The 21,024-nt window shown below is 49.2% G+C and carries 18 protein-coding genes and 1 pseudogene; 14 read left to right on the top strand and 5 right to left on the bottom strand.

Annotated features, from left to right (window positions below):
• The first annotated feature begins 50 nt into the window (after positions 1–50).
• The 12 genes from GFC06_RS14600 to GFC06_RS14545 all read left to right on the top strand — a co-directional run bounded on the left by GFC06_RS14600 (position 51) and on the right by GFC06_RS14545 (position 12,364).
• A complete protein-coding gene (locus GFC06_RS14600) occupies positions 51–1,172 on the top strand; it encodes a M42 family metallopeptidase (RefSeq protein ID WP_049282219.1) in 1,122 nt (373 codons plus the stop codon).
• Positions 1,169–1,447, top strand: coding sequence for a PTS sugar transporter subunit IIB SgcB (gene sgcB / locus GFC06_RS14595; protein WP_047497989.1), 279 nt, complete (start codon positions 1,169–1,171; stop codon positions 1,445–1,447). The genes GFC06_RS14600 and sgcB overlap by 4 nt, the downstream gene beginning before the upstream one ends.
• A gap of 11 nt (positions 1,448–1,458) precedes the next feature.
• Positions 1,459–2,772, top strand: coding sequence for a PTS sugar transporter subunit IIC SgcC (gene sgcC, locus GFC06_RS14590; RefSeq protein ID WP_153690301.1), 1,314 nt, complete (start codon positions 1,459–1,461; stop codon positions 2,770–2,772).
• Between the two features lie 12 nt (positions 2,773–2,784).
• Complete coding sequence (sgcQ, locus tag GFC06_RS14585; protein WP_047497983.1) at positions 2,785–3,591, top strand: BtpA family protein SgcQ; 807 nt, start codon at positions 2,785–2,787, stop codon at positions 3,589–3,591.
• A 130-nt stretch (positions 3,592–3,721) separates the two neighbouring features.
• On the top strand, positions 3,722–4,153 hold the full coding sequence (gene sgcA / locus GFC06_RS14580) for an SgcA family PTS sugar transporter subunit IIA (RefSeq protein ID WP_047497980.1): 432 nt from the start codon (positions 3,722–3,724) through the stop codon (positions 4,151–4,153).
• Between the two features lie 11 nt (positions 4,154–4,164).
• Positions 4,165–4,797: a ribulose-phosphate 3 epimerase family protein gene (locus GFC06_RS14575; RefSeq protein ID WP_141875243.1), complete on the top strand. Its 633-nt coding sequence runs from the start codon at positions 4,165–4,167 to the stop codon at positions 4,795–4,797.
• A 16-nt stretch (positions 4,798–4,813) separates the two neighbouring features.
• Positions 4,814–5,596 (top strand): DeoR/GlpR family DNA-binding transcription regulator, encoded by a 783-nt coding sequence (locus GFC06_RS14570; protein WP_047497975.1) that lies wholly within the window; start codon positions 4,814–4,816, stop codon positions 5,594–5,596.
• A gap of 302 nt (positions 5,597–5,898) precedes the next feature.
• Positions 5,899–6,687, top strand: coding sequence for an IclR family transcriptional regulator (locus tag GFC06_RS14565; RefSeq protein WP_047497972.1), 789 nt, complete (start codon positions 5,899–5,901; stop codon positions 6,685–6,687).
• A 4-nt stretch (positions 6,688–6,691) separates the two neighbouring features.
• Positions 6,692–7,597 carry a dihydrodipicolinate synthase family protein gene (locus GFC06_RS14560; protein ID WP_152692963.1) on the top strand — a complete coding sequence of 302 codons (906 nt, stop codon included), beginning with the start codon at positions 6,692–6,694 and terminating at the stop codon, positions 7,595–7,597.
• A 10-nt stretch (positions 7,598–7,607) separates the two neighbouring features.
• The gene (gene yjhG, locus GFC06_RS14555) at positions 7,608–9,575 is read left to right on the top strand and encodes a xylonate dehydratase YjhG (protein ID WP_141875244.1); all 1,968 of its coding nucleotides are present in this window, start codon (positions 7,608–7,610) and stop codon (positions 9,573–9,575) included.
• A gap of 106 nt (positions 9,576–9,681) precedes the next feature.
• The gene (locus GFC06_RS14550; RefSeq protein WP_001128363.1) at positions 9,682–11,031 is read left to right on the top strand and encodes a GntP family permease; all 1,350 of its coding nucleotides are present in this window, start codon (positions 9,682–9,684) and stop codon (positions 11,029–11,031) included.
• Positions 11,032–11,377: 346 nt separating this feature from the next.
• The gene (locus GFC06_RS14545; protein ID WP_049282227.1) at positions 11,378–12,364 is read left to right on the top strand and encodes a sugar-binding transcriptional regulator; all 987 of its coding nucleotides are present in this window, start codon (positions 11,378–11,380) and stop codon (positions 12,362–12,364) included.
• A gap of 40 nt (positions 12,365–12,404) precedes the next feature.
• Here the strand turns inward: GFC06_RS14545 and GFC06_RS14540 are convergent, their stop codons facing one another.
• The 4 genes from GFC06_RS14540 to mtnK all read right to left on the bottom strand — a co-directional run bounded on the left by GFC06_RS14540 (position 12,405) and on the right by mtnK (position 16,552).
• Positions 12,405–13,409: a GRP family sugar transporter gene (locus GFC06_RS14540; RefSeq protein ID WP_153690300.1), complete on the bottom strand. Its 1,005-nt coding sequence runs from the start codon at positions 13,407–13,409 to the stop codon at positions 12,405–12,407.
• A gap of 103 nt (positions 13,410–13,512) precedes the next feature.
• Positions 13,513–14,154: an L-fuculose-phosphate aldolase gene (locus GFC06_RS14535; protein WP_153690299.1), complete on the bottom strand. Its 642-nt coding sequence runs from the start codon at positions 14,152–14,154 to the stop codon at positions 13,513–13,515.
• A gap of 28 nt (positions 14,155–14,182) precedes the next feature.
• Positions 14,183–15,283 (bottom strand): S-methyl-5-thioribose-1-phosphate isomerase, encoded by a 1,101-nt coding sequence (gene mtnA, locus GFC06_RS14530; protein WP_141875247.1) that lies wholly within the window; start codon positions 15,281–15,283, stop codon positions 14,183–14,185.
• A gap of 9 nt (positions 15,284–15,292) precedes the next feature.
• Positions 15,293–16,552 (bottom strand): S-methyl-5-thioribose kinase, encoded by a 1,260-nt coding sequence (gene mtnK, locus GFC06_RS14525; protein ID WP_153690298.1) that lies wholly within the window; start codon positions 16,550–16,552, stop codon positions 15,293–15,295.
• A 675-nt stretch (positions 16,553–17,227) separates the two neighbouring features.
• Between mtnK and GFC06_RS14520 the strand changes: the two are divergent.
• Together GFC06_RS14520 and GFC06_RS14510 are read left to right on the top strand one after the other, a co-directional pair.
• Positions 17,228–18,371 (top strand): annotated as a pseudogene (locus GFC06_RS14520) (IS3 family transposase).
• A gap of 462 nt (positions 18,372–18,833) precedes the next feature.
• Entirely contained in the window at positions 18,834–19,373 is a 540-nt protein-coding gene (locus GFC06_RS14510; protein WP_103766386.1) for a hypothetical protein, read from the top strand.
• 631 nt (positions 19,374–20,004) lie between these two features.
• Here the strand turns inward: GFC06_RS14510 and GFC06_RS14505 are convergent.
• The gene (locus GFC06_RS14505; RefSeq protein WP_153690297.1) at positions 20,005–21,000 is read right to left on the bottom strand and encodes a 2-dehydro-3-deoxygalactonokinase; all 996 of its coding nucleotides are present in this window, start codon (positions 20,998–21,000) and stop codon (positions 20,005–20,007) included.
• Positions 21,001–21,024: the final 24 nt, after the last annotated feature.

Below are 21,024 nucleotides of genomic sequence, written 5' to 3'. Positions count from 1 at the left end.
GCCTATAAAACGCTCAACGAGTGATTGTTTTACGTTCTACGGAGATAGCTATGTCATTTTCTGTGCAGGAAACCCTGTTCTCGCTTTTGCAGCATAATGCGATTTCAGGACACGAAAACGCAGTCGCTGACGTCATGCTGCGCGAATTCAGGCGTCATGCAAAAGAGGTCTGGCAAGACAGGCTTGGGAATATCGTCGCACGCTACGGTAGTGATAAACCCGATGCGCTGCGACTGATGATTTTTGCGCATATGGATGAGGTCGGTTTTATGGTGCGCAAAATAGAGCCGTCTGGATTTTTACGCTTTGAACGCGTAGGCGGTCCTGCGCAAGTCACTATGGCTGGTTCCGTCGTCACCCTCGCCGGGGACAAAGGCCCGGTGATGGGATGTATCGGTATTAAGTCATACCACTTTGCCAAAGGCGACGAGCGTACGCAGTCACCTTCCGTAGACAAACTGTGGATTGATATTGGTGCCAAAGACAAAGATGACGCCATACGGATGGGCATTCAGGTCGGTACGCCTGTCACTCTGTATAACCCGCCCCAACTCCTGGCAAACGATCTGGTGTGCAGTAAAGCACTAGACGATCGTCTGGGCTGTACTGCCCTGCTCGGTGTAGCGGATGCTATCAGTGCTGCAGAACTTGATATCGCCGTTTATCTGGTGGCTTCCGTACAGGAAGAATTTAATATCCGCGGCATTGTTCCCGTATTACGCCGTGTAAAACCTGACCTGGCGATTGGTATTGATATCACGCCATCGTGTGACACCCCTGATTTACACGATTATTCCGAGGTCAGGATTAATCAGGGCGTTGGGATCACCTGCCTGAACTACCATGGCCGGGGAACGCTGGCAGGATTAATCACGCCTCCACGCCTGATACGGATGTTGGAACAGACGGCTCTTGAACACAACATTCCGGTGCAGCGAGAAGTGGCTCCCGGCGTGATAACAGAAACCGGTTATATCCAGGTTGAGCAGGATGGTATTCCCTGCGCCAGTCTCTCTATTCCTTGTCGCTATACCCATTCTCCGGCGGAAGTTGCCAGCCTGCGTGATTTGGCTGACTGCATCCGCCTATTGACCGCTCTGGCAGGCATGCCAGCAGCACATTTCCCCGTTGAGCCTGATTCAGGCGCTACACAAGAGGCACATCCATTATGAAAAAGATCCTTGTGGCATGCGGTACCGGCATGTCGACTTCAACCATGATTGCACACAAGCTGCAAGAGTACCTGACTGAACAGGGTATTGCAGCCACCACCGCCCAGTGCTGTCTGAATGAGATCCCACTTAACTGTAACGGCATGGACCTTATTGTAACCTCCATGCGAACCAACAGTGACTACGGCATCCCTACGCTTAATGGTGCCGCCCTGCTCACAGGGATCAACGACGACGCATTAAAACAACAAATCAAGGCTCTGTTAACCCAATAAAAGGAGGCATTATGTTTGATTACATCCTGTCTCTCGGCGGTACCGTTTTCGTCCCTATCATCATGATCGTGATTGGCCTTATCTTCCGCATCCCCTGGCTGCAGGCGATTAAGGCAGGGGTAACGGTCGGGATCGGTTTTGTCGGTATGGGATTGGTGATCGTCATGGCGATCGACAGCCTCAGCCCTCCTATCAAAGTGATGATTGAACGCTTCGGCCTGACTCTGCATGTCTTTGACGTTGGCGCAGGCCCCGCCTCCGGCGTTGGTTATGCGACAGCCATTGGCGCCATGATTATCCCGGTTATTTTTCTTCTCAATGTCGCCATGCTGGTCACCCGTCTGACCAAAACGATGAACGTCGATATTTACAATTACTGGCACTACGCCATTACGGGTACGGTGGTCCAGCTTATGACCGGCAGCCTGATTTATGGTGTGTTGGGGGCAATCTGCCATGCGGCGCTATCGTTAAAAATGGCCGACTGGACGGCGAAACGGGTACAGAACATCGTCGGGCTGGAAGGTATTTCGATACCGCAAGGCTACGGTTCCAGTTCAGTACCGCTTTTCGTTCTACTTGATGCTATCTATGAAAAAATCCCTTTCATGAAGGGACGCAATATCGATGCTCAGGAGATCCAGAAACGCTATGGCATGGTCGGCGATCCGGTGATCATCGGCGTAGTGCTCGGTCTGATTTTTGGCCTCGCAGCTGGCGAAGGCTTTAAAGGTTGCGCCAGTCTGATGATAACCGTTGCGGCAATCATGGTGCTGTTCCCGCGCATGATCCGCCTGATTGTTGAGGGGTTAATGCCCATCTCCGACGGCGCAAGAAGGTTCTTCCAAAAGTATTTCAAAGGACGTGAAGTGTATATCGGTCTGGATACCGCTGTGACGCTGGGGCATCCAACTACCATTGCTGTCGGTCTGCTACTGATACCCATTATGTTGATTCTGGCCAGCATTTTACCGGGCAACAAAGTGTTACCCCTCGCAGACCTGCCGGTAGCGCCGTTCTTTATATGTATGGCTACGGTTATCCACCGCGGAGACCTGATCAGGACGTTGATAAGCGGGGTCATCGTGATGATTACCGTCCTTCTGATCGCTACCCAGTTCGCGCCTTACTTCACTGAAATGGCGCTAAAAGGCGGTTTCAGCTTTGCCGGTGAAAGTGCGCAAATCTCGGCGTTGTCCGTGGGCAATATGTTCGGTTGGTCGATTTCTGAACTGATGTCGCTTGGCATTATTGGCGTTGTCGTGGCAGTCGGTATTGTCTCCAGCGTCGTGCTGTTCTTACGTAAACGTGAACTATCGGAATAAGGAGTACTTTCAATGAGTTGGCTGAAAGAGGTTATTGGGACGGAAAAAGCGGTCATCGCCATGTGCCATCTACGTGCATTGCCCGGCGACCCGAGTTTTGATGCGCAACTGGGGATGAACTGGGTTATCGACAAAGCCAGGGACGATCTGATGGCGCTCCAAAATGGTGGAGTAGATGCAGTCATGTTCTCCAACGAGTTTAGCCTTCCCTATCTCACGAAGGTGCGTCCGGAAACGACTGCGGCAATGGCGCGAGTCATCGGGCAATTGATGAACGATATCCGCATCCCGTTTGGCGTGAATGTACTGTGGGATCCGGTCGCCTCATTCGACCTGGCGATGGCTACCGGCGCTAAGTTTATCCGCGAGATATTTACCGGAGCCTATGCCAGCGACTTTGGCGTCTGGGACACTAACGTCGGTGAGACCATCCGTCATCAACACCGGATTGGTGCAGGCGAAGTGAAAACCTTGTTCAATATCGTCCCTGAGGCCGCCGTGTATCTGGGCAATCGCGATATCTGTTCTATTGCTAAATCGACGGTATTTAACAACCATCCTGATGCGCTCTGTGTTTCTGGCCTGACCGCCGGGACGCGTACCGACAGTGCGCTATTAAAACGGGTTAAAGAAACGGTGCCTAACACCGTCGTGTTGGCCAACACGGGCGTCTGCCTGGAAAACGTGGAGGAACAACTCAGTATCGCCGATGGCTGTGTGACCGCAACCACCTTTAAAAAGGACGGCGTTTTTGCCAATTTCGTTGACCAGGCGCGAGTCAGTCAGTTTATGGAGAAAGTGCATCATATACGCCGATAAGATGGGGATAAGCAGAGCGCTTATCCCCGGCAGAGAGCAATAACCCTTCTGCGATCCCTGCCGCCTTCGTCAAAAGTATCGACGGGGATCGCTACCAGATTAACCAGAATCGGCATGGAGTCAACGACGGATGATTAACGATATTAAATGGGTACAGGCACAACGTGAAGCCACAGACTGGCGTCAGGCCGTGGAAATCGCCACCCGCCCGCTGGTAACCTATGGTGCCGCGCAACCCGCCTACGTTGATGGGATCATCGAAAATACCCTTAACTGGGGGCCTTATTATTTGATAGCCCCGGGTGTCGCGTTGCCTCACGCCCGACCAGAGCAAGGCGCAAACTACAATCAGGTCAGCATTACCACGTTACGCACCCCGGTCGCCTTTGGTAACGAGGAGTGCGACCCCGTCTGGCTGCTTCTCTGCGTCAGCGCCACGGATGCCAACGCACATATTTTGACCATTCAGCGCATCAGCCAGTTTATTGATTCGCCACAACGGTTAGCGGCAGTGCGAAATGCCAGCACCGACGATGCACTTTTTGCGCTGGTATCAGGTTAACGGAGGCGCTCATGATCCTGCACCCTTCTCTCGCCAGCGCAAATCCTCTGCATTATGGTCATGAGTTGACGGCATTAGACAACCTGGATTTTGGGTCCCTGCATCTGGATATTGAGGACAGCAGCTTCATTAACAACATTACGTTTGGGATGAAAACGGTGCAGGCTGTTGCCAGACAGACGCCTCATCCACTTTCCTTTCATTTCATGGTTGCCCGGCCACAGCTCTGGTTTAACGCGCTGGCTGAAATTAGACCCGCGTGGATCTTCGTTCATGCAGAAACGCTTGACTATCCCTCGGAAACATTAGCAGAGATCCACCATACCGGCGCACGAGCCGGGCTGGCATTTAATCCGGCAACCCCGATCGACGCCTGGCGATATCTGACGTCTGAGCTGGACGGGGTGATGGTGATGACCAGTGAGCCCGATGGGCAGGGACAGCGGTTTATTCCCTCCATGTGCGAGAAAATCCAAAAAGTACGCACGGTTTTTCCTCAGACCGAGTGCTGGGCCGACGGTGGAATTACGCTGGCGGCAGCACAGCAACTGGCTGCAGCTGGAGCGCAGCATATGGTGATTGGACGCGCCCTGTTCTCTTCATCTGACTATCGCGCGACCTTAGCCCAATTCGCCACCCTGTAAGAGGAGATTGTTTCTGATGAGCCAACAGAGACCTGACCGTATCAAACAGATGCTGCACTACCTGTGGCAACATCGCCATCTCTCCACACAGCAGGCCATGGAGCTTTTTGGCTATGCGGAAGCGACTGTTCGTCGTGATTTCCAGTATATCGCCAACCAGTATCCAGGCATGATCCGCGGTCACGGTTGTCTCGACTTCGACGACAGTACAGACGACAAAGAGTACGTCTTCGACGTGAAACGCACATTGCAATCTGTGGCGAAGAGAGAAATAGCCGCCCTTGCCCGAACAATGATCAAAGATGGCGACTGCTTTTTTCTCGACTCCGGGTCAACCTGCCTCGAACTGGCGAAATGCCTGGCCGATGCGCGGGTAAAGGTCATCTGCAACGACATTAAAATCGCCAATGAGCTGGGCTGTTTTCCCCATGTGGAAAGTTACATCATCGGAGGACTGATTCGCCCGGGTTATTTTTCGGTAGGAGAGAGTCTGGCGCTGGAGATGATCAATGCGTTTTCCGTAGAACGCGCGTATATCTCCTGCGATGCACTATCGTTGGAAACGGGGATCACCAATGCCACCATGTTTGAGGTCGGGGTGAAAACACGGATTATTCAACGCTCGCGTGAAGTTATTCTCATGGCCGATCACTCAAAATTTGATGCCGTTGAGCCGCATGCTGTAGCAACACTATCATGTATTAAAACGATCATTAGTGACAGCGGGTTATCAGAGACTATTGCACTGCGTTATCAGCGAGCCGGATGTCAGTTGTTTTTACCTCATTCAATAAAGTGATAAGTAAGTTCGTTCGAGAGGGATTTCAAGCAAAAATAATCAATGGCACCCGATAGAAAATATTGGCGATGCGCTCGAACGAATAAAGAAGCCCTATGCGCAATCCACACGCTACGATGTTGCAACAACACTCCATCTACTTTTTATTCTCATTCACTAAATGTGGCTGTTCTAGATTCATTATTCAAAGTGCGGACAAGATCACATTTAATCACTTCATTACGGTTCAGCATGCTGAACAAAGCATATTTTCCACTATGTAATGTCGATACCATTTATTCCATGAGCAAGGAGGAGCCATTATGGTTCGCAAAGGGTGTAATTCATTAGTCCGTGCTGAAAAAATATTAACCCACATTGCATGGGTTGGCATGGCAAGTTATATGGAGTTATTAAATAAATTCCAGTACCCAAAAAGCAGCCTGCTTAATTTATTGAATGTAATGGTGGAATGCGGTTTCTTAATTAAAAACAAAAACGGCTACTATTCACTGGGAATAAAAAACTACGAATTGGGTTGTCAGGCGTTACACCGTCAAAATATATTTGAGGTGACTAAGCGGCCAATGCAGGAGTTGTCGCTGAAAAGTGGACTGGTTTGTCATCTAGGGGCGATGGAGAGCATTTCGGCTATCTATCTCGACAAGATCGAAAGTCCGGACTCGGTACCGACGAGCAAAAGCTGGATTGGCAAAAAACTTGAATTGCATATTACTGCATTAGGTAAGGCGTTATTAGCCTGGAAGACACGAGAAGAACTGGATTATTTTTTAGAGGCACTCACGTTAACCCCGCATACGTGCAATACATTTACCGATAAAAAGTTGTTTCTGGAAGAATTACAAAAAACACGGCTTCGGGGGTGGGCCATAGACAACGAAGAATCAACCTATGGTGCGGTATGTTTAAGTATGCCGGTATTCAATATGTATAACAGGGTTAACTATGCAATCTCACTTTCTGGCGATCCAGTAGTTTATTCAGGAAATAAGATAGACAGCTATCTGGAATTGCTCCGGAAATGCGCCGGGCAAATATCATATGGGCTGGGATACAGAAACGAAAATGAGCATTTACGAAAAGGAAACTGAGGTAATGAAAAAATTCCGCGGCATTATTCCACCGGTATCCAGCACGTTTCATCGTGACGGAACCCTTGATAAAAAGGCAATGCGCGAAGTTGCCGACTTCCTGATTAATAAAGGGGTCGACGGACTGTTTTACCTGGGTACCGGTGGTGAATTTAGCCAGATGAATACAGCCCAGCGCATGGCGCTCGCCGAAGAAGCCGTGGCAGTTGTGGGTGGGCGAGTGCCGGTATTGATTGGCGTCGGTTCGCCCTCCACTGACGAAGCGGTCAAACTTGCGCAGCATGCACAAGCCTGCGGCGCTGATGGTATCGTCGCTATCAACCCCTACTACTGGAAAGTCGCACCACGCAATCTTGACGACTATTACCAGCAGATCGCCCGTAGTATCACCCTGCCGGTGATCCTGTACAACTTTCCGGATCTGACGGGTCAGGACTTAACCCCGGAGACCGTGACGCGGCTGGCTCTGCAAAACGAGAATATCGTTGGCATCAAAGACACCATCGACAGCGTTGGTCACTTGCGTACGATGATCAACACAGTTAAGTCGGTACGCCCGTCGTTTTCGGTATTCTGCGGTTATGATGACCATTTGCTGAATACAATGCTGCTGGGCGGCGACGGTGCGATAACCGCCAGCGCTAACTTTGCTCCGGAACTCTCCGTCGGCATCTACCGCGCCTGGCGTGAAGGCGATCTGACGACCGCCGCGACGCTGAATAAAAAACTACTACAACTGCCCGCTATTTACGCCCTGGAAACACCGTTTGTCTCACTGATCAAATACAGCATGCAGTGTGTCGGGCTGCCTGTAGAGACGTATTGCTTACCACCGATTCTTGAAGCATCAGAAGAAGCAAAAGATAAAGTCCACGCGTTACTTACCGCGCAGGGCATTTTACCAGTCTGAGGAGAAACTCATGTCTGTTCGCAATATTTTTGCTGACGAGAGCCACGATATCTACACCGTCAGAACGCACGCCGATGGCCCGGATGGCGAACTGCCATTAACCGCAGAGATGCTTATCAACCGCCCGAGCGGGGATCTGTTCGGTATGACCATGAATGCCGGAATGGGCTGGTCTCCGGACGAGCTGGATCGGGACGGTATTTTACTGCTCAGTACACTCGGTGGCTTACGCGGTGCAGACGGTAAACCCGTTGCGCTAGCGCTGCACCAAGGGCATTACGAACTGGATATCCAGATGAAAGCGGCGGCCGAGGTTATTAAAGCAAACCATGCCCTGCCCTATGCCGTGTATGTCTCCGATCCTTGTGACGGGCGTACTCAGGGTACAACGGGGATGTTTGATTCACTACCATACCGAAATGACGCCTCGATGGTGATGCGCCGCCTTATTCGCTCTCTGCCCGACGCGAAAGCAGTTATTGGTGTGGCGAGTTGCGACAAGGGGCTTCCGGCCACCATGATGGCACTCGCCGCGCAGCACAACATCGCAACCGTGCTGGTCCCCGGTGGCGCGACGCTGCCCGCAAAGGATGGAGAAGACAACGGCAAGGTGCAAACCATTGGCGCACGCTTCGCCAATGGCGAATTATCTCTACAGGACGCTCGCCGTGCGGGCTGTAAAGCCTGTGCCTCTTCCGGCGGCGGCTGTCAATTTTTGGGCACTGCCGGGACATCTCAGGTGGTGGCCGAAGGATTGGGGCTGGCAATCCCGCATTCAGCCCTGGCCCCTTCCGGCGAGCCTGTGTGGCAGGAGATCGCCAGAGCTTCCGCGCGAGCTGCGCTGAACCTGTGTCAAAAAGGCATCACCACCCGGGAAATTCTCACCGATAAAGCGATAGAGAATGCGATGACGGTCCATGCCGCGTTCGGTGGTTCAACAAACCTGCTGTTACACATCCCGGCAATTGCTCACCAGGCAGGTTGCCATATCCCGACCGTTGATGACTGGATCCGCATCAACAAGCGCGTGCCTCGACTGGTGAGCGTACTGCCTAATGGCCCGGTTTATCATCCAACGGTCAATGCCTTTATGGCAGGAGGTGTGCCGGAAGTAATGTTACATCTGCGCAGCCTCGGATTGTTGCATGAAGACGTTATGACGGTTACCGGCAGCACGCTGAAAGAAAACCTCGACTGGTGGGAGCACTCCGAACGGCGTCAGCAGTTCAAACAACTCCTGCTCGATCAGGAACAAATCAACGCTGACGAAGTGATCATGTCTCCGCAGCAAGCAAAAGCGCGCGGATTAACCTCAACTATCACCTTCCCGGTGGGCAATATTGCGCCAGAAGGTTCGGTGATCAAATCCACCGCCATTGACCCCTCGATGATTGATGATCAAGGTATCTATTACCATAAAGGTGTGGCGAAGGTTTATCTGTCCGAGAAAAGTGCGATTTACGATATCAAGCATGACAAGATCAAGGCGGGCGATATTCTGGTCATTATCGGCGTAGGACCTTCCGGTACCGGGATGGAAGAAACCTACCAGGTTACCAGTGCCCTGAAGCATCTGTCATACGGTAAGCATGTTTCGTTAATCACCGATGCACGTTTCTCGGGCGTTTCTACTGGCGCGTGCATCGGCCATGTGGGGCCAGAAGCGCTGGCCGGAGGTCCCATCGGTAAATTACGCACCGGGGATATCATTGAAATTAAAATTGATTGTCGCGAGCTTCACGGCGAAGTCAATTTCCTCGGAACCCGTAGCGATGAACAATTACCTTCACAGGAGGAGGCAACTGCAATATTAAATGCCAGACCCAGCCATCAGGATTTACTTCCCGATCCTGAATTGCCAGATGATACCCGGCTATGGGCAATGCTTCAGGCCGTGAGTGGCGGGACATGGACCGGTTGTATTTATGATGTAAACAAAATTGGCGCGGCTTTGCGCGATTTTATGAATAAAAACTGAAAGCATAAATAAAAACATCCAGACACCTGAATTATCCGGCTATGCATCATTCGTTATTTGCTCAGTCGGATAATGATGGGTCGCTACCCTGTTATGAGAGGACGTTATGCCACTAATTATCGTTGTGGCAGGGATTGCTTTACTCCTGCTTTTAACCATAAAAATTAAGCTTAATACGTTTGTTTCGTTAATTATTGTCTCGATTGCTGTCGCCATCGCCAGTGGTATGGATTTGAGTAAAGTTGTCACCTCAGTCGAATCCGGACTTGGCGGTACGCTGGGCCATATTGGTTTGATATTTGGCTTCGGTGTTATGCTCGGTCGCTTGCTGGCCGATGCGGGTGGTGCGCAGCGAATAGCGCTGACCATGCTGAATTACTTCGGGAAAAATAAACTTGACTGGGCAGTGGTCTGTTCGGCGTTTATTGTCGGTATCGCACTTTTTTTCGAAGTCGGTTTAATTCTTCTGGTACCTATTTTATTCGCTATTGCCCGTGAAGCAAAAATATCGCCGATGTTTATGTGTGTGCCGATGCTTTCCGGTTTGCTGGTCGCACACGGTTTTTTGCCGCCGCACCCCGGCCCGACAGTTATCGCCAGAGAATATGGTGCTGATGTAGGATTGGTACTGATATACGGTATCATAGTCGGCATTCCAACCTTTATTCTTTGCGGCCCGGTATTGAATAAATTCTGCCAGCGCATTATTCCGGACGCCTTTAAAAAAGAGGGGAATATAGCCTCTCTCGGCGCGACCCGCCGATTCAGCGAAAGCGAAATGCCTGGCTTTGGAATCAGTTTTCTCACGGCAATGCTGCCGGTGATCCTGATGGCGGTTGTCACCATCATCCAGATGACTCATGCCAAAAGTGCCGCAGATTCAGGCTTATTCTACAACGTGATACTGTTCTTAGGTAATTCGACGATCGCCATGCTGATTTCACTGCTGTTCGCGATCTATACCATGGGCCTGGGGCGCGGGAAAACAATCCCTGACCTGATGGATTCTTGCGGAAAAGCTATCGCGGGTATTGCCGGTCTGCTGCTGATTATCGGTGGTGGTGGTGCATTCAAGCAAGTTCTCATCGACTCTGGCGTTGGTCAGTATATTTCTACCCTGGTTTCGGGTATGGATATTAACCCGATCCTGATGGCCTGGGGCGTGGCCGCATTCCTGCGTATTTGTCTGGGTTCAGCCACCGTCGCGGCGATCTCTACCGCCGGTCTGGTCATCCCATTGTTGGCAGTACATCCCAATACCAACCTGGCCTTGATTACGCTGGCTACCGGCGCCGGATCCTGTATTTGTTCTCACGTTAACGATGCCAGTTTCTGGATGATTAAAGACTTTTTTGGCCTGACCACCAAAGAAACGCTGTTATCCTGGACGCTGATGTCCACACTCTTATCCATCAGTGGGCTGATTTTTATTCTGCTCGCCAGCTTAGTTTTATAATCGGGTTCTGACCAGTGAGCCAACCTGTCGTTCACTGTCCCCCATAATTTAGTGAGTGACGGCAACCGTCTACACGGTGACGAATCGCTGGCGATCTAAAAGGAGCGATATTGAACCGTTGATTATGCTGGAAGGGTGTACTCTCAGTAATACTGTAAAGCCGGAGCATGTCTCCGGCTTTACAGTATGGGGGAACAGAGGGCGATCGCTCAAATGGTATGCTGGTTTATTTCATGTAAAAGAATAAAATATCTGTATAAAATCATGCCACTGGCAATCTGCATCAACTCTCCGGGTAAACAGGGTTAAGATAAGCATTTCCCCGGTTTAATACAGGTATACAAAAGTGGATAGAGATCAAACAAACAGCAGCCTGTTCAATGATGATCCCGTACTTCATGCAACATGGCTGTACTATCAGGAAGGCAAAAGCCAGACTGAAGTTGCATCTATCATGGGGGTGTCCCGCGTCACGGTTGTCAAATACCTGCAAACAGCCAGGGAAAATGGACTGGTTCATATCAACCTGGATGTGAATGTCTTTGGATCTATCGACGCAGCTTTGCAAATTCGCGATAAATTCAATCTCCAGAGAGTGATCATCGTGCCTGATGGCGAACATGCCGGAAAACGTGATGATACAAAGCTGATGCGTACTCGTCTTTCACGTGCCGGTGGCATGTATCTGAATCAGGTAATTGAGAATGGTGATGTGCTGGGGGTTGCCTGGGGAAGAACAATCCATCAGATGAGCAAAACCATGACGCCGAAGTCATGTAAAAATGTCACCGTTATTCAGATGCTCGGTTCCATGCCCTCTCAACCAGACCTGACGATTATTGAATCCTCATCGCAAATCGCTTACAAGCTTTCAGGCCGCGTCGCTTCGCTTCATGTTCCTGCCGTGGTATCAAGTGCCAGACTGGCCATGGAATTACAGGCAGAGCCTATTATTCGATCGAATTTTGACGTTCTGACTCGCTGTACGAAAGCCTTTTTTGTCGTGGGTAACGCGCTTGATGAAAATCCCCTGATTCGGGTGGGCGTGCTGAATAAGAAGGAAATGCAGACGTATCGGGATTTAGGCGCAGTAGGTGTCATTTGTGGCCGCTTCTATGACAAGGAAGGGATGCCCGTCGTGGCTGATGTTGACCAGCGTATTCTGGGAATCAGTCTGGCTCAGTTAAGGCAGATTGAACGGAAGATCTTTCTTGCTGGTGGGGAAAGAGGCTATGACGCAACGTTGGGTGCCCTGCTGGGAGGATATGTCACGGACCTGATTGTTGATGAAGGAACGGCAGAGTTTTTGCTGGCGTGTGAATTACCACGCTAAAAGAATGAACAACTGCCCCATGTGGATATGGGGCAGGATTTTATTGATTAGCGGCGATAATAAGAACAATACCCACAATGTATGAAATAAACATGGTCAGCAGCAGTTTATTGGTTCCGGCTGGCGCACTGGCAAATTCTCTCCAGATGAAGACCCCCCAGATCACGGCAATCATCGTGGCACCCTGTCCCAGACCGTAGGAAATGGCATAACCCGCCTGACCAGACGCAATCAGACTGAATGCAAGACCGACACACCAAATCATACCGCCCAGCCAGCCGCAAACATGATCCCGTAAACTCCCGGAAAAATACATTTTCCCGTTGACAGGTTCTCCTGAAATAGGCTTTTTCATGACCAGCGTGTTAAGGATAAAGTTCGACAAAAACAGCCCTATGGCAAACAGGACAAGTGCTGAGTACGGCGTCATCAGACCGCTGGCAGGCTGACTGAAATTGTCAGACATGGAGTCAGCCAGGAAGCGGAAAAACCATCCCATGATGATACCCGCCAGAATGGCAGTGATGAGACCTTTATTACGACGGGATTTATCCGCCTCCTGCGTGACACGACCATAGGCTATCGCGGTAAAAATAATGGCGATCACAACACAGGCGACACCGAGGAACAGAATGAGCGGATCGCCCTGCGGGTTGCCGATATAGGTAGTGATTACACCCAGAGCCAGTGCCAGCCCCACACCCACAGGAAAAGCTACCGCCATACCGGCAAGATTAATAGAAGCTACCAGAAGGATATTGGAAATATTGAAAATAATCCCTGCCAGTATTGCCGACATCAGACTACTACTGCTCGCCTGCTGAATATCATGTATAAAGCTACGACCGGCTTCGCCCATAGAACCCAGCGAGAAGGCAAATAACAAAGAACACAGCAATAATCCAATTGAGTAATCCCAATAGAATAGAGGAAACTCCCATTTTTTATTGCTGACAAGTTTGGTTGTATTCGCCCATGAACCCCAGCAAATCATGGTAATAAAACACATTATTATGGCGACAGCATACGATTCCACGATAAACATAAATAACTCCTTGTGGTAGTTATAATCAATCGTTGTGGACAGAGGGGATAGCAGCCATTCCGCGAATGGCTGCTATATGTTATTAATTAAAATAAAGCTGTAATTACGCTTTCAAACCATACGTTTTGAATTTTTCAAGAACGATGGTCATTTCGGCTTCAGACAGAACGGGAACATCGTGATGTAATCCGCCACATTTGATGTATAAATCAGCCAGCGTCTCGGTTTCACCCGCCAGCCACAACGTCTTTTCCAGCGTGACGTCCATGGCCAGCATACCGTGGTGCTGCATCAGCAAGGACTTACTTTCTCTGATCCCTTTAGATACACCGTCGGCCAGTTCAGGGCTGCCAAAGGTATAATAGGGAATACAGGGAATATGATCCGTCCCCGATACCGCCACCATATAATGAATGGCCGGAATTGAATGATTATGTATTGCCACCGCCGTGGAATTCACCGCATGCGTATGTATGACAGCATTCAATTCTGGTCTGGCTTTATAACACGCCAGATGAAATAACCATTCACTTGATGGTATTTTACCCGCGTCAGGTACTCCCTTATCGTCTACAAAGACAATCATGTCCGGCGTCATCTTTGAATAAGCGATCCCACTCGGCGTAATCAACATGCCACCGGTATATCTGGCACTCACATTACCTGATGTTCCTTGATTAAGACCTGACGCATTCATTTCCCGACAAGTGGAAATGATATTTTCTGCTAATTTGATCCTTTCCATTCTTGCTCCTTAACAGCACTGGCCGTCGCTAGAGTGAGTTACTCTTAAGGTCAGCAAACATCCCCGACAGCGCTGACTCACTGGCGGCACAGACTCCCCGTTCAGTAATGAGGCCGGTGATATATTTGGCAGGCGTGACGTCGAAAGCATAGTTTCCGCAACGTGTTCCTTCAGGGGCAATATTCACCCAGCTCAACTCTCCATGAGGGTTTATCCCGTAGACATGGGACTGTTCCTTTCCGTCACGTTGTTCAATCGGAATGGTTTTTCCGTCTTCAATAGTCCAGTCAATGGTGGGTGAAGGTAAAGCGACGTAAAAGGGCACATGGTTATCATGGGCGGCCAGCGCTTTAAGATAGGTGCCTATTTTATTACAGACATCTCCTTTGGCCGTTGTTCGATCGGTCCCGACAATACAAAGATCAACGTCGCCGTGCTGCATCAGGTGACCTCCCGCATTGTCGGCAATCAGGGTGTGAGGAATGCCATGTGATCCCAGTTCAAATGCCGTGAGCCCTCCCTGATTGCGTGGCCGCGTTTCATCCACCCAGACATGAACGGAAATTCCGTTTTCATGCGCTTTATAGATGGGGGAAAGTGCCGTGCCCCAATCTACGGTCGCCAGCCATCCTGCGTTGCAGTGCGTCAGGATATTTACCACACTGCCTGCCGGTTTTTTCTGGGCTATTTCGCGAATGAGTTCTGCGCCATGTAATCCAATTTGTTCACACAACGCGACATCTTCCTCGGCAATTTCTGCCGCCAGCGCCCAGGCCACATCCTTGCGCTCTGATATACAGAGATTCTTCAGTGTGGCTATCATCCTGTCGAGAGCCCATTTGAGGTTAATTGCCGTTGGTCGGGTTTTGATAAGAAGGTCATAGTAACGCTGCAGACCCATGTCACTGGCATCGTGATTCATTCCCAGCGCGATACCATAGGCTGCAACGACACCAATAAGCGGAGCGCCACGAACCCACATCTCCTGAATAGCCGTAGCGGCCATTTCCGCAGAGGTAAGCGCCACCACCTCGAACTTAAAAGGCAACTTAGTCTGATCGATGATTTCTACCGCTTTTCCATCCCCGGAAACCCAGACCGTACGGTAGTGTTTACCTTTAATATTCATAATGACCTCTTACTTAACCTTCGCAGACTGGATGACGGAGTCCATATTTTTAAACTGGCGGGCATTGACGATAAGATCGCGCGCCATGGTCAAAGCGCGTCGTTCACATTCTGCGCGAAGCTCTGTATTTTCAATCTGTTTCAGCTCGGCAACGCCAGCAAAACCAATGATCCGGCGATTCATTTCCATGCCGGCATTCACCAGGGAATCTTCAAGTAGGGTGGCAAAAAACTGATCCTTTGCGTCCTCAAGAGCGGCCCTGTTCTGTTGATACATTTCTGTCGGCCACGCGTCGCCCTGTGTTTTGTTGTCCCAAAGCTGACGGAACTCCCGGGTGAAAACGGACCAGGTTTGGACAATCTGCTGAAGCAGCCATTCCTGATAGTCAGCGCGACGTTGCTCATTCGCATCCCACCCAGGGCGTGAGAAGAACGCCAGCAGAATGTTGCCAATATAATTGCCGATATCAAACGCCATTGGACCCATGAAACCGAATTCTGGATCTATCACTTTGGTATCCGTGTCGGTCACCATGATTGACCCTGAATGAAGGTCACCATGTAACAATGCCTGCGCTTCTGTCATAAATTTGTACTTATAACGCATGGCAACCTGGATCATCTCTACATCAGCCCAGGCCTTATGGACGGCATCGTCCAGTTCAGGAGAAGTCCAGTTATTCCGTTCAGCGTTGTAATAGGGCTCTGTGAAGATCAGATCTTCCGTAATTTTGCACAGCTCATGATTCAACGCGAACTCGGCAGTAAGCGCTTTTTTCTGTTCTGCTGACATGCCAATGTCAGACGTATTAAAGAGAGTCTGAGCTAAAAATCTGCCGATATCTTCTGCTAGCTTAGGGAATTTTTTACCGTTAATCAGTTCCTTACGCAGAATTACGTGAGGCGTCAGATACTCCATGGCAAACAGTGCCATTTCCGGGTCGTAAAAATAGACCTGCGGAATCAGTGAGTGACCCGCGTATTTTGCTTCTTGACATAAAACGTTGTACTCAAAGCCTGCTCGGCTCAGAGATAAAGGCCATCCTTCGCCTCCTGCACGAAGCCAAGGCAAAGCTTGTTTTACAATGATGGTTTTATGCGTCCCTTCAACGATAAACACCATGTTCAGGTTTCCGTCCCCCACTTCTGAAACTTTCCACTCTTCAGGTAACCCTCCCGGTTCGCATGAAGGGGTCAGTCTGGATGAGAGATAACCCGGCAGCGTGTCACATGTCAGCGGCTTGTAACCTGATGGAATTGAATCCGTCATAACAGTTCTCCTTGTCTACACAGAATGATAATCAACTTGTCATATGACAACTATACATTATCAAATGTAAATTTATTTGTGACGTATGTAGATTTTTTGAACTGGAGAAAATTAAAAATGATGTTGTATGGAGTCATGATCCTTACAGGAACCAGTAGAGGCAAGCATCCATCATTACGATATAATTCATGTTGTTATATCGCAGTAATAGTACTGCATGGGGAATTATTACGGGCAATCTTAGGCGAAAGGAAGTATTGAAGTGACAGAATAAAACCATACTTGTTTTTATACATATGTATTTTTCTTTTGTCTTTTGTTTTGACGACACATGGTATTTGTCATGCCGATGCTAATAGACAGATAGATTCTAGGGCCAACAGCCCCATCATCATGATGGAGCAACAGAGGTGAGTCTAACGTTCCCGCACTTCTTATCGATCGGCACTAACGATCAATATCGAGAAACTGATCTATCAAAACGATTATCTTTCTTGCAACCTGCCTGGTTACCCTTGCCTTACATTGCACGCAGAAAAGCCCTTTATTACGGTTAGTTATCTAGCTGAGGCTTGCTACGCCCATTTTCCATGTACCCCAAATCAAGAGGTCTGAATCACCACAGGTTTAACAGACACCTCGGACTCATTTGAAATGGCTTAAAGAGAGGTGCACATGAGCAGTAAGCGTTATCCTGAAGAGTTTAAAATTGAAGCAGTTAAACAGGTTGTTGATCGTGGCTATTCTGTTTCCAGTGTTGCAACACGTCTCGATATCACTACCCACAGTCTTTATGCCTGGATAAAGAAGTAGGGGCCGGACTCATCCACCAAAAAAGAGCAGTCAGATGCTCAGGCCGAGATCCGCCGACTCCAGAAGGAGCTGAAGCGGGTTACTGACGAACGGGACATATTAAAAAAAGCCGCGTACTTCGCAAAGCTGTCCGACTGAGGTACGCCTTTATCCGTGACAACTCCTGTTGCTGGCCTATTCGTCTGCTCTGTAGGGTGCTGGATGTTCATTCCAGTGGTTTTTACGCCTGGCTTCAGCAGCCGCATTCTCAGCGCCACCAGGCAGATCTGAGACTGACGGGACAGATCAAACAGTTCTGGCTGGAGTCCGGTTGTGTTTATGGCTATCGCAAGATCCATCTGGACCTGCGGGACAGCGGGCAACAGTGCGGAGTGAACAGAGTCTGGCGACTGATGAAGCGTGCCGGGATAAAGGCTCAGGTCGGGTATCGACCCCCATGAGCGCGTAAAGGTGAAGCCAGTATCGTGACACCCAACAGACTCCAGCGGCAGTTCAACCCGGAAGCACCGGATGAACGTTGGGTAATGGACATAACTTACATCCGAACCCACGAAGGCTGGCTGTATCTGGCCGTAGTTGTTGACCTGTTCTCGCGCAAAGTTATCGGCTGGTCAATGCGACCCCGGATGACAAAAGATATTGTTCTGAACGCACTGCTGATGGCTGTATGGCACGTAATCCCCAAAAACAGGTGCTGGTTCACTCAGACCAGGGCAGTCAATACACAAGTCATGAGTGGCAGTCGTTCCTGAAGTCACACGGGCTGGAAGGTAGCATGAGCCGTCGCGGTAACTGTCATGATAACGCGGTTGCAGAGAGCTTTTTCCAGCTACTGAAACGCGAACGGATAAAGAAATAGATCTACGGAACGCGTGAAGAAGCCCGTAGCGATATTTTTGATTACATCGAAATGTTTTATAACAGTAAGCGTCGGCATAGTTCAAGCGATCAGATGTTACCGACAGAATACGAAAACCAGTATTATCAACAGCTCGGAAGTGTCTAGATTATCCGTGGCGATTCACCGACGCTCCTATAAAAAAGTAAACCGCTACTATGCTAAATTCAGGTCCGCAGATAAAAAGTATGAGAAAGACGATCAGATAACCCCTCTTCAGGCCAGCGCCATCAAAAAGCGTGGTACCCGATATGCACGGACGTATGAAATATTTGTCGATCGCAACGGCAACTATCGTGTTTCAAAATTAAATAAAGAAAAGAGTCCACAGGATAATCGATGGCCAACATTATTATTTTTCTCATTGCTAAGTGGGGTTGGTATTATTACTTGTAGCTATTCCTTTAAAAAATGGCGAGCATAATTTTAAGCAAAAACTACAATTAAAAAGTAAGATTCAGCCCTTCCCCCATATCGTTACAGTAAACGTTTTTAATGCGGATTTGTCTCAGCATATTTATGCCTATCGCTAAAATAATGACAAAGGCATGAAAGAAAAAAGGAAATATTATGAGCGTAATGATAATCTCCCGAGACCATTTTTTTTCATTCGGACTCACTACCGTTTTACGCGAGGGGGGATTGTGTGTTTACCCCGTGTTATTTAAAAGCATTACAGATATTATAAAGACTGTTTTTATTAATAAAGGTGATGTTATTATTATCGATGTTGACAGTTTTTCAGATACTACATTTCTGCATCGTGACATCAATAAAAAATGTCACTTTATCTATATATTTGATTTACCGCTCCGTTTTCTTAAGATGAACCGCAGTTTTTTATCTAAAAAAGACCCATCCGGTTACATTATCAAGAGCCTGCAAAATGCAACCGAAATAAGCCATCCTGTCATCAACAGTCGAAATATGAGAAATCTGGAACTTTTTAACCAAGGGCACAGCATTCAAGGCATTGCTGATGAAATTAACATGTGTAAAAAAAGTGTCTACCGAATAAAAAATGAAGTTGTCATCAACAGTGGTTTTTTAAAATTCCATCCTGCTTTTACAATGTATACAATGATTATTTTACTGCAATTACTACCATGAGAAATCACGGCCAATAACCTTATATTTCATTTCAGGATATAGCGATAACTTTTATTGCCAGAATGAATTCTTGCAATCCATTTCCCGGCACATGAGGGTTGCCGGGTATTCTTCATGCCTGATACGGGCGTGATTTGATCAATGCTGGCCGTGTGAATCCCAGACATTACCCCGCCGTTCAGACTTGGCAAGAGTTTGAAATGGTACCGATAATGGAGTCGAACATACGACCTTCACATTACGAAAGCAAGCCAACTCCAAAATGAGTACGTGGATGAGCACAACATTCTGCCATCTTCATTTTTAGTGGGTACGATAACGGTATAATAAACAAACAAGGCCCCGTTAGGTTCACTGATACGCACTGCCAAGCCGAAAGAAAAACTCTATCGTCTCAATGACTTCAACTCGCTGAGCAGGCTGATGAACTGACCATCCTCCAGAAGGCCGCGACATACTTCGCGAAGCGCCTGAATGGCCTGAGGATGACCTGGATGTGCCTGCAGGCCTGAGGAAATTGCCCAATAAAATCATTGTTATCTCTTACACATCCGGTCCTTATGTGCTGTATGCGAAACAGTGAAAAACCACAAAGCCCCGCGTAGCCTGCGAGGCTTTGTTATCTGGTGCGTTACGTCATCTGACGGGCAATATACCCTGCCCCTTTGATCGCCAGTTGGGCGATCTCGTCTTTATCACAGATAAAATGGACCGGGTTCTCAAGTCCATATCGGCTGCGCCACAAAGAACGATACATTTCGCAGCGCTGCCGCTTGCCTGTCAGCACAATGTCGCCTTGCAGAGAAAAGCCTAAACGCTCGGCCTCATCAAAAAGTTTCATGTCATCCGCCGCCAGCGCCGCCTGACAAAAAAATGTTCTTTCGACTGCGGTGCACGGCAACGAGAACTCGATAAAACGCGTAAACAGCAGCGTACGCAGAAGGCCCGCATGATGCACGCTATCACAGGCATATTGCAGGATGTCCGCCGAGAAAAAATCGTCATCCTCTTCTTCCAGCATACTGGCGCCAATAAACGTCTCTTTTTTCACCGCCGCATAAACCTGCCCGCTCAGACTGGTAATACTGCCGGCGATTCTTCCCTGCGCGTCAATGTGGATAAGCTTGGTTGTTGAACCCAGTTCGATCATCGTCAGCGGCAGGTTCCTGTAAATCGACGTCATCAGCCCCACGGCCTGAGTCTCTTCCCCGCGCATCAGGTCGATATCCCGCAGGCTGGACCAGCTACGATCCGCCTGCGCATTTTTGATACCAGGGACAAAACGGATCTCCAAATCCAGAGGCAGTATTGCGGGATCTTTAACCTTCACCACCCGGGAGACAAGCTGCTCAAGGCTCACCGGAGCGGTGATATGCGGTATCTCCAGCAGCCCGAGGTTAGAGGTGATCATTCCCGAGGCAATCGCAAAACGCACATCACCAGTCGTCAATTGGTTAGCGCGCAGCAGTTCATTTATCCCTGCGGCAATGGCGTCTCTGAAATCCCCCTGAGAACGGGCCTTCCCGGAGTTAACGCCAACAGCGAGGAGATGTTCAGCAACGATCTCCTCTTCGCGTAACAAATAGAGCCGGGTCTGGGTTGATCCGCTGTCGATGATAATAATCATAAGCTTGCTCCTGAGGCGGTGACG

It is taken from the genome of Citrobacter braakii, from assembly GCF_009648935.1.
Taxonomy (GTDB): domain Bacteria; phylum Pseudomonadota; class Gammaproteobacteria; order Enterobacterales; family Enterobacteriaceae; genus Citrobacter; species Citrobacter braakii.
The sequence above is the reverse complement of the archived record's forward strand: the minus strand, read 5'-3'. Positions and strand labels throughout refer to the sequence as shown.

Coding starts and splice junctions, on each gene's coding strand:
- GFC06_RS14600 (WP_049282219.1), top strand. CDS start 51: ATGTCATTTTCTGTGCAGGAAACCCTGTTCTCGCTTTTGCAGCATAAT.
- sgcB (WP_047497989.1), top strand. CDS start 1,169: ATGAAAAAGATCCTTGTGGCATGCGGTACCGGCATGTCGACTTCAACC.
- sgcC (WP_153690301.1), top strand. CDS start 1,459: ATGTTTGATTACATCCTGTCTCTCGGCGGTACCGTTTTCGTCCCTATC.
- sgcQ (WP_047497983.1), top strand. CDS start 2,785: ATGAGTTGGCTGAAAGAGGTTATTGGGACGGAAAAAGCGGTCATCGCC.
- sgcA (WP_047497980.1), top strand. CDS start 3,722: ATGATTAACGATATTAAATGGGTACAGGCACAACGTGAAGCCACAGAC.
- GFC06_RS14575 (WP_141875243.1), top strand. CDS start 4,165: ATGATCCTGCACCCTTCTCTCGCCAGCGCAAATCCTCTGCATTATGGT.
- GFC06_RS14570 (WP_047497975.1), top strand. CDS start 4,814: ATGAGCCAACAGAGACCTGACCGTATCAAACAGATGCTGCACTACCTG.
- GFC06_RS14565 (WP_047497972.1), top strand. CDS start 5,899: ATGGTTCGCAAAGGGTGTAATTCATTAGTCCGTGCTGAAAAAATATTA.
- GFC06_RS14560 (WP_152692963.1), top strand. CDS start 6,692: ATGAAAAAATTCCGCGGCATTATTCCACCGGTATCCAGCACGTTTCAT.
- yjhG (WP_141875244.1), top strand. CDS start 7,608: ATGTCTGTTCGCAATATTTTTGCTGACGAGAGCCACGATATCTACACC.
- GFC06_RS14550 (WP_001128363.1), top strand. CDS start 9,682: ATGCCACTAATTATCGTTGTGGCAGGGATTGCTTTACTCCTGCTTTTA.
- GFC06_RS14540 (WP_153690300.1), bottom strand. CDS start 13,409: ATGTTTATCGTGGAATCGTATGCTGTCGCCATAATAATGTGTTTTATT.
- GFC06_RS14535 (WP_153690299.1), bottom strand. CDS start 14,154: ATGGAAAGGATCAAATTAGCAGAAAATATCATTTCCACTTGTCGGGAA.
- mtnA (WP_141875247.1), bottom strand. CDS start 15,283: ATGAATATTAAAGGTAAACACTACCGTACGGTCTGGGTTTCCGGGGAT.
- mtnK (WP_153690298.1), bottom strand. CDS start 16,552: ATGACGGATTCAATTCCATCAGGTTACAAGCCGCTGACATGTGACACG.
- GFC06_RS14510 (WP_103766386.1), top strand. CDS start 18,834: ATGAGCGTAATGATAATCTCCCGAGACCATTTTTTTTCATTCGGACTC.
- GFC06_RS14505 (WP_153690297.1), bottom strand. CDS start 21,000: ATGATTATTATCATCGACAGCGGATCAACCCAGACCCGGCTCTATTTG.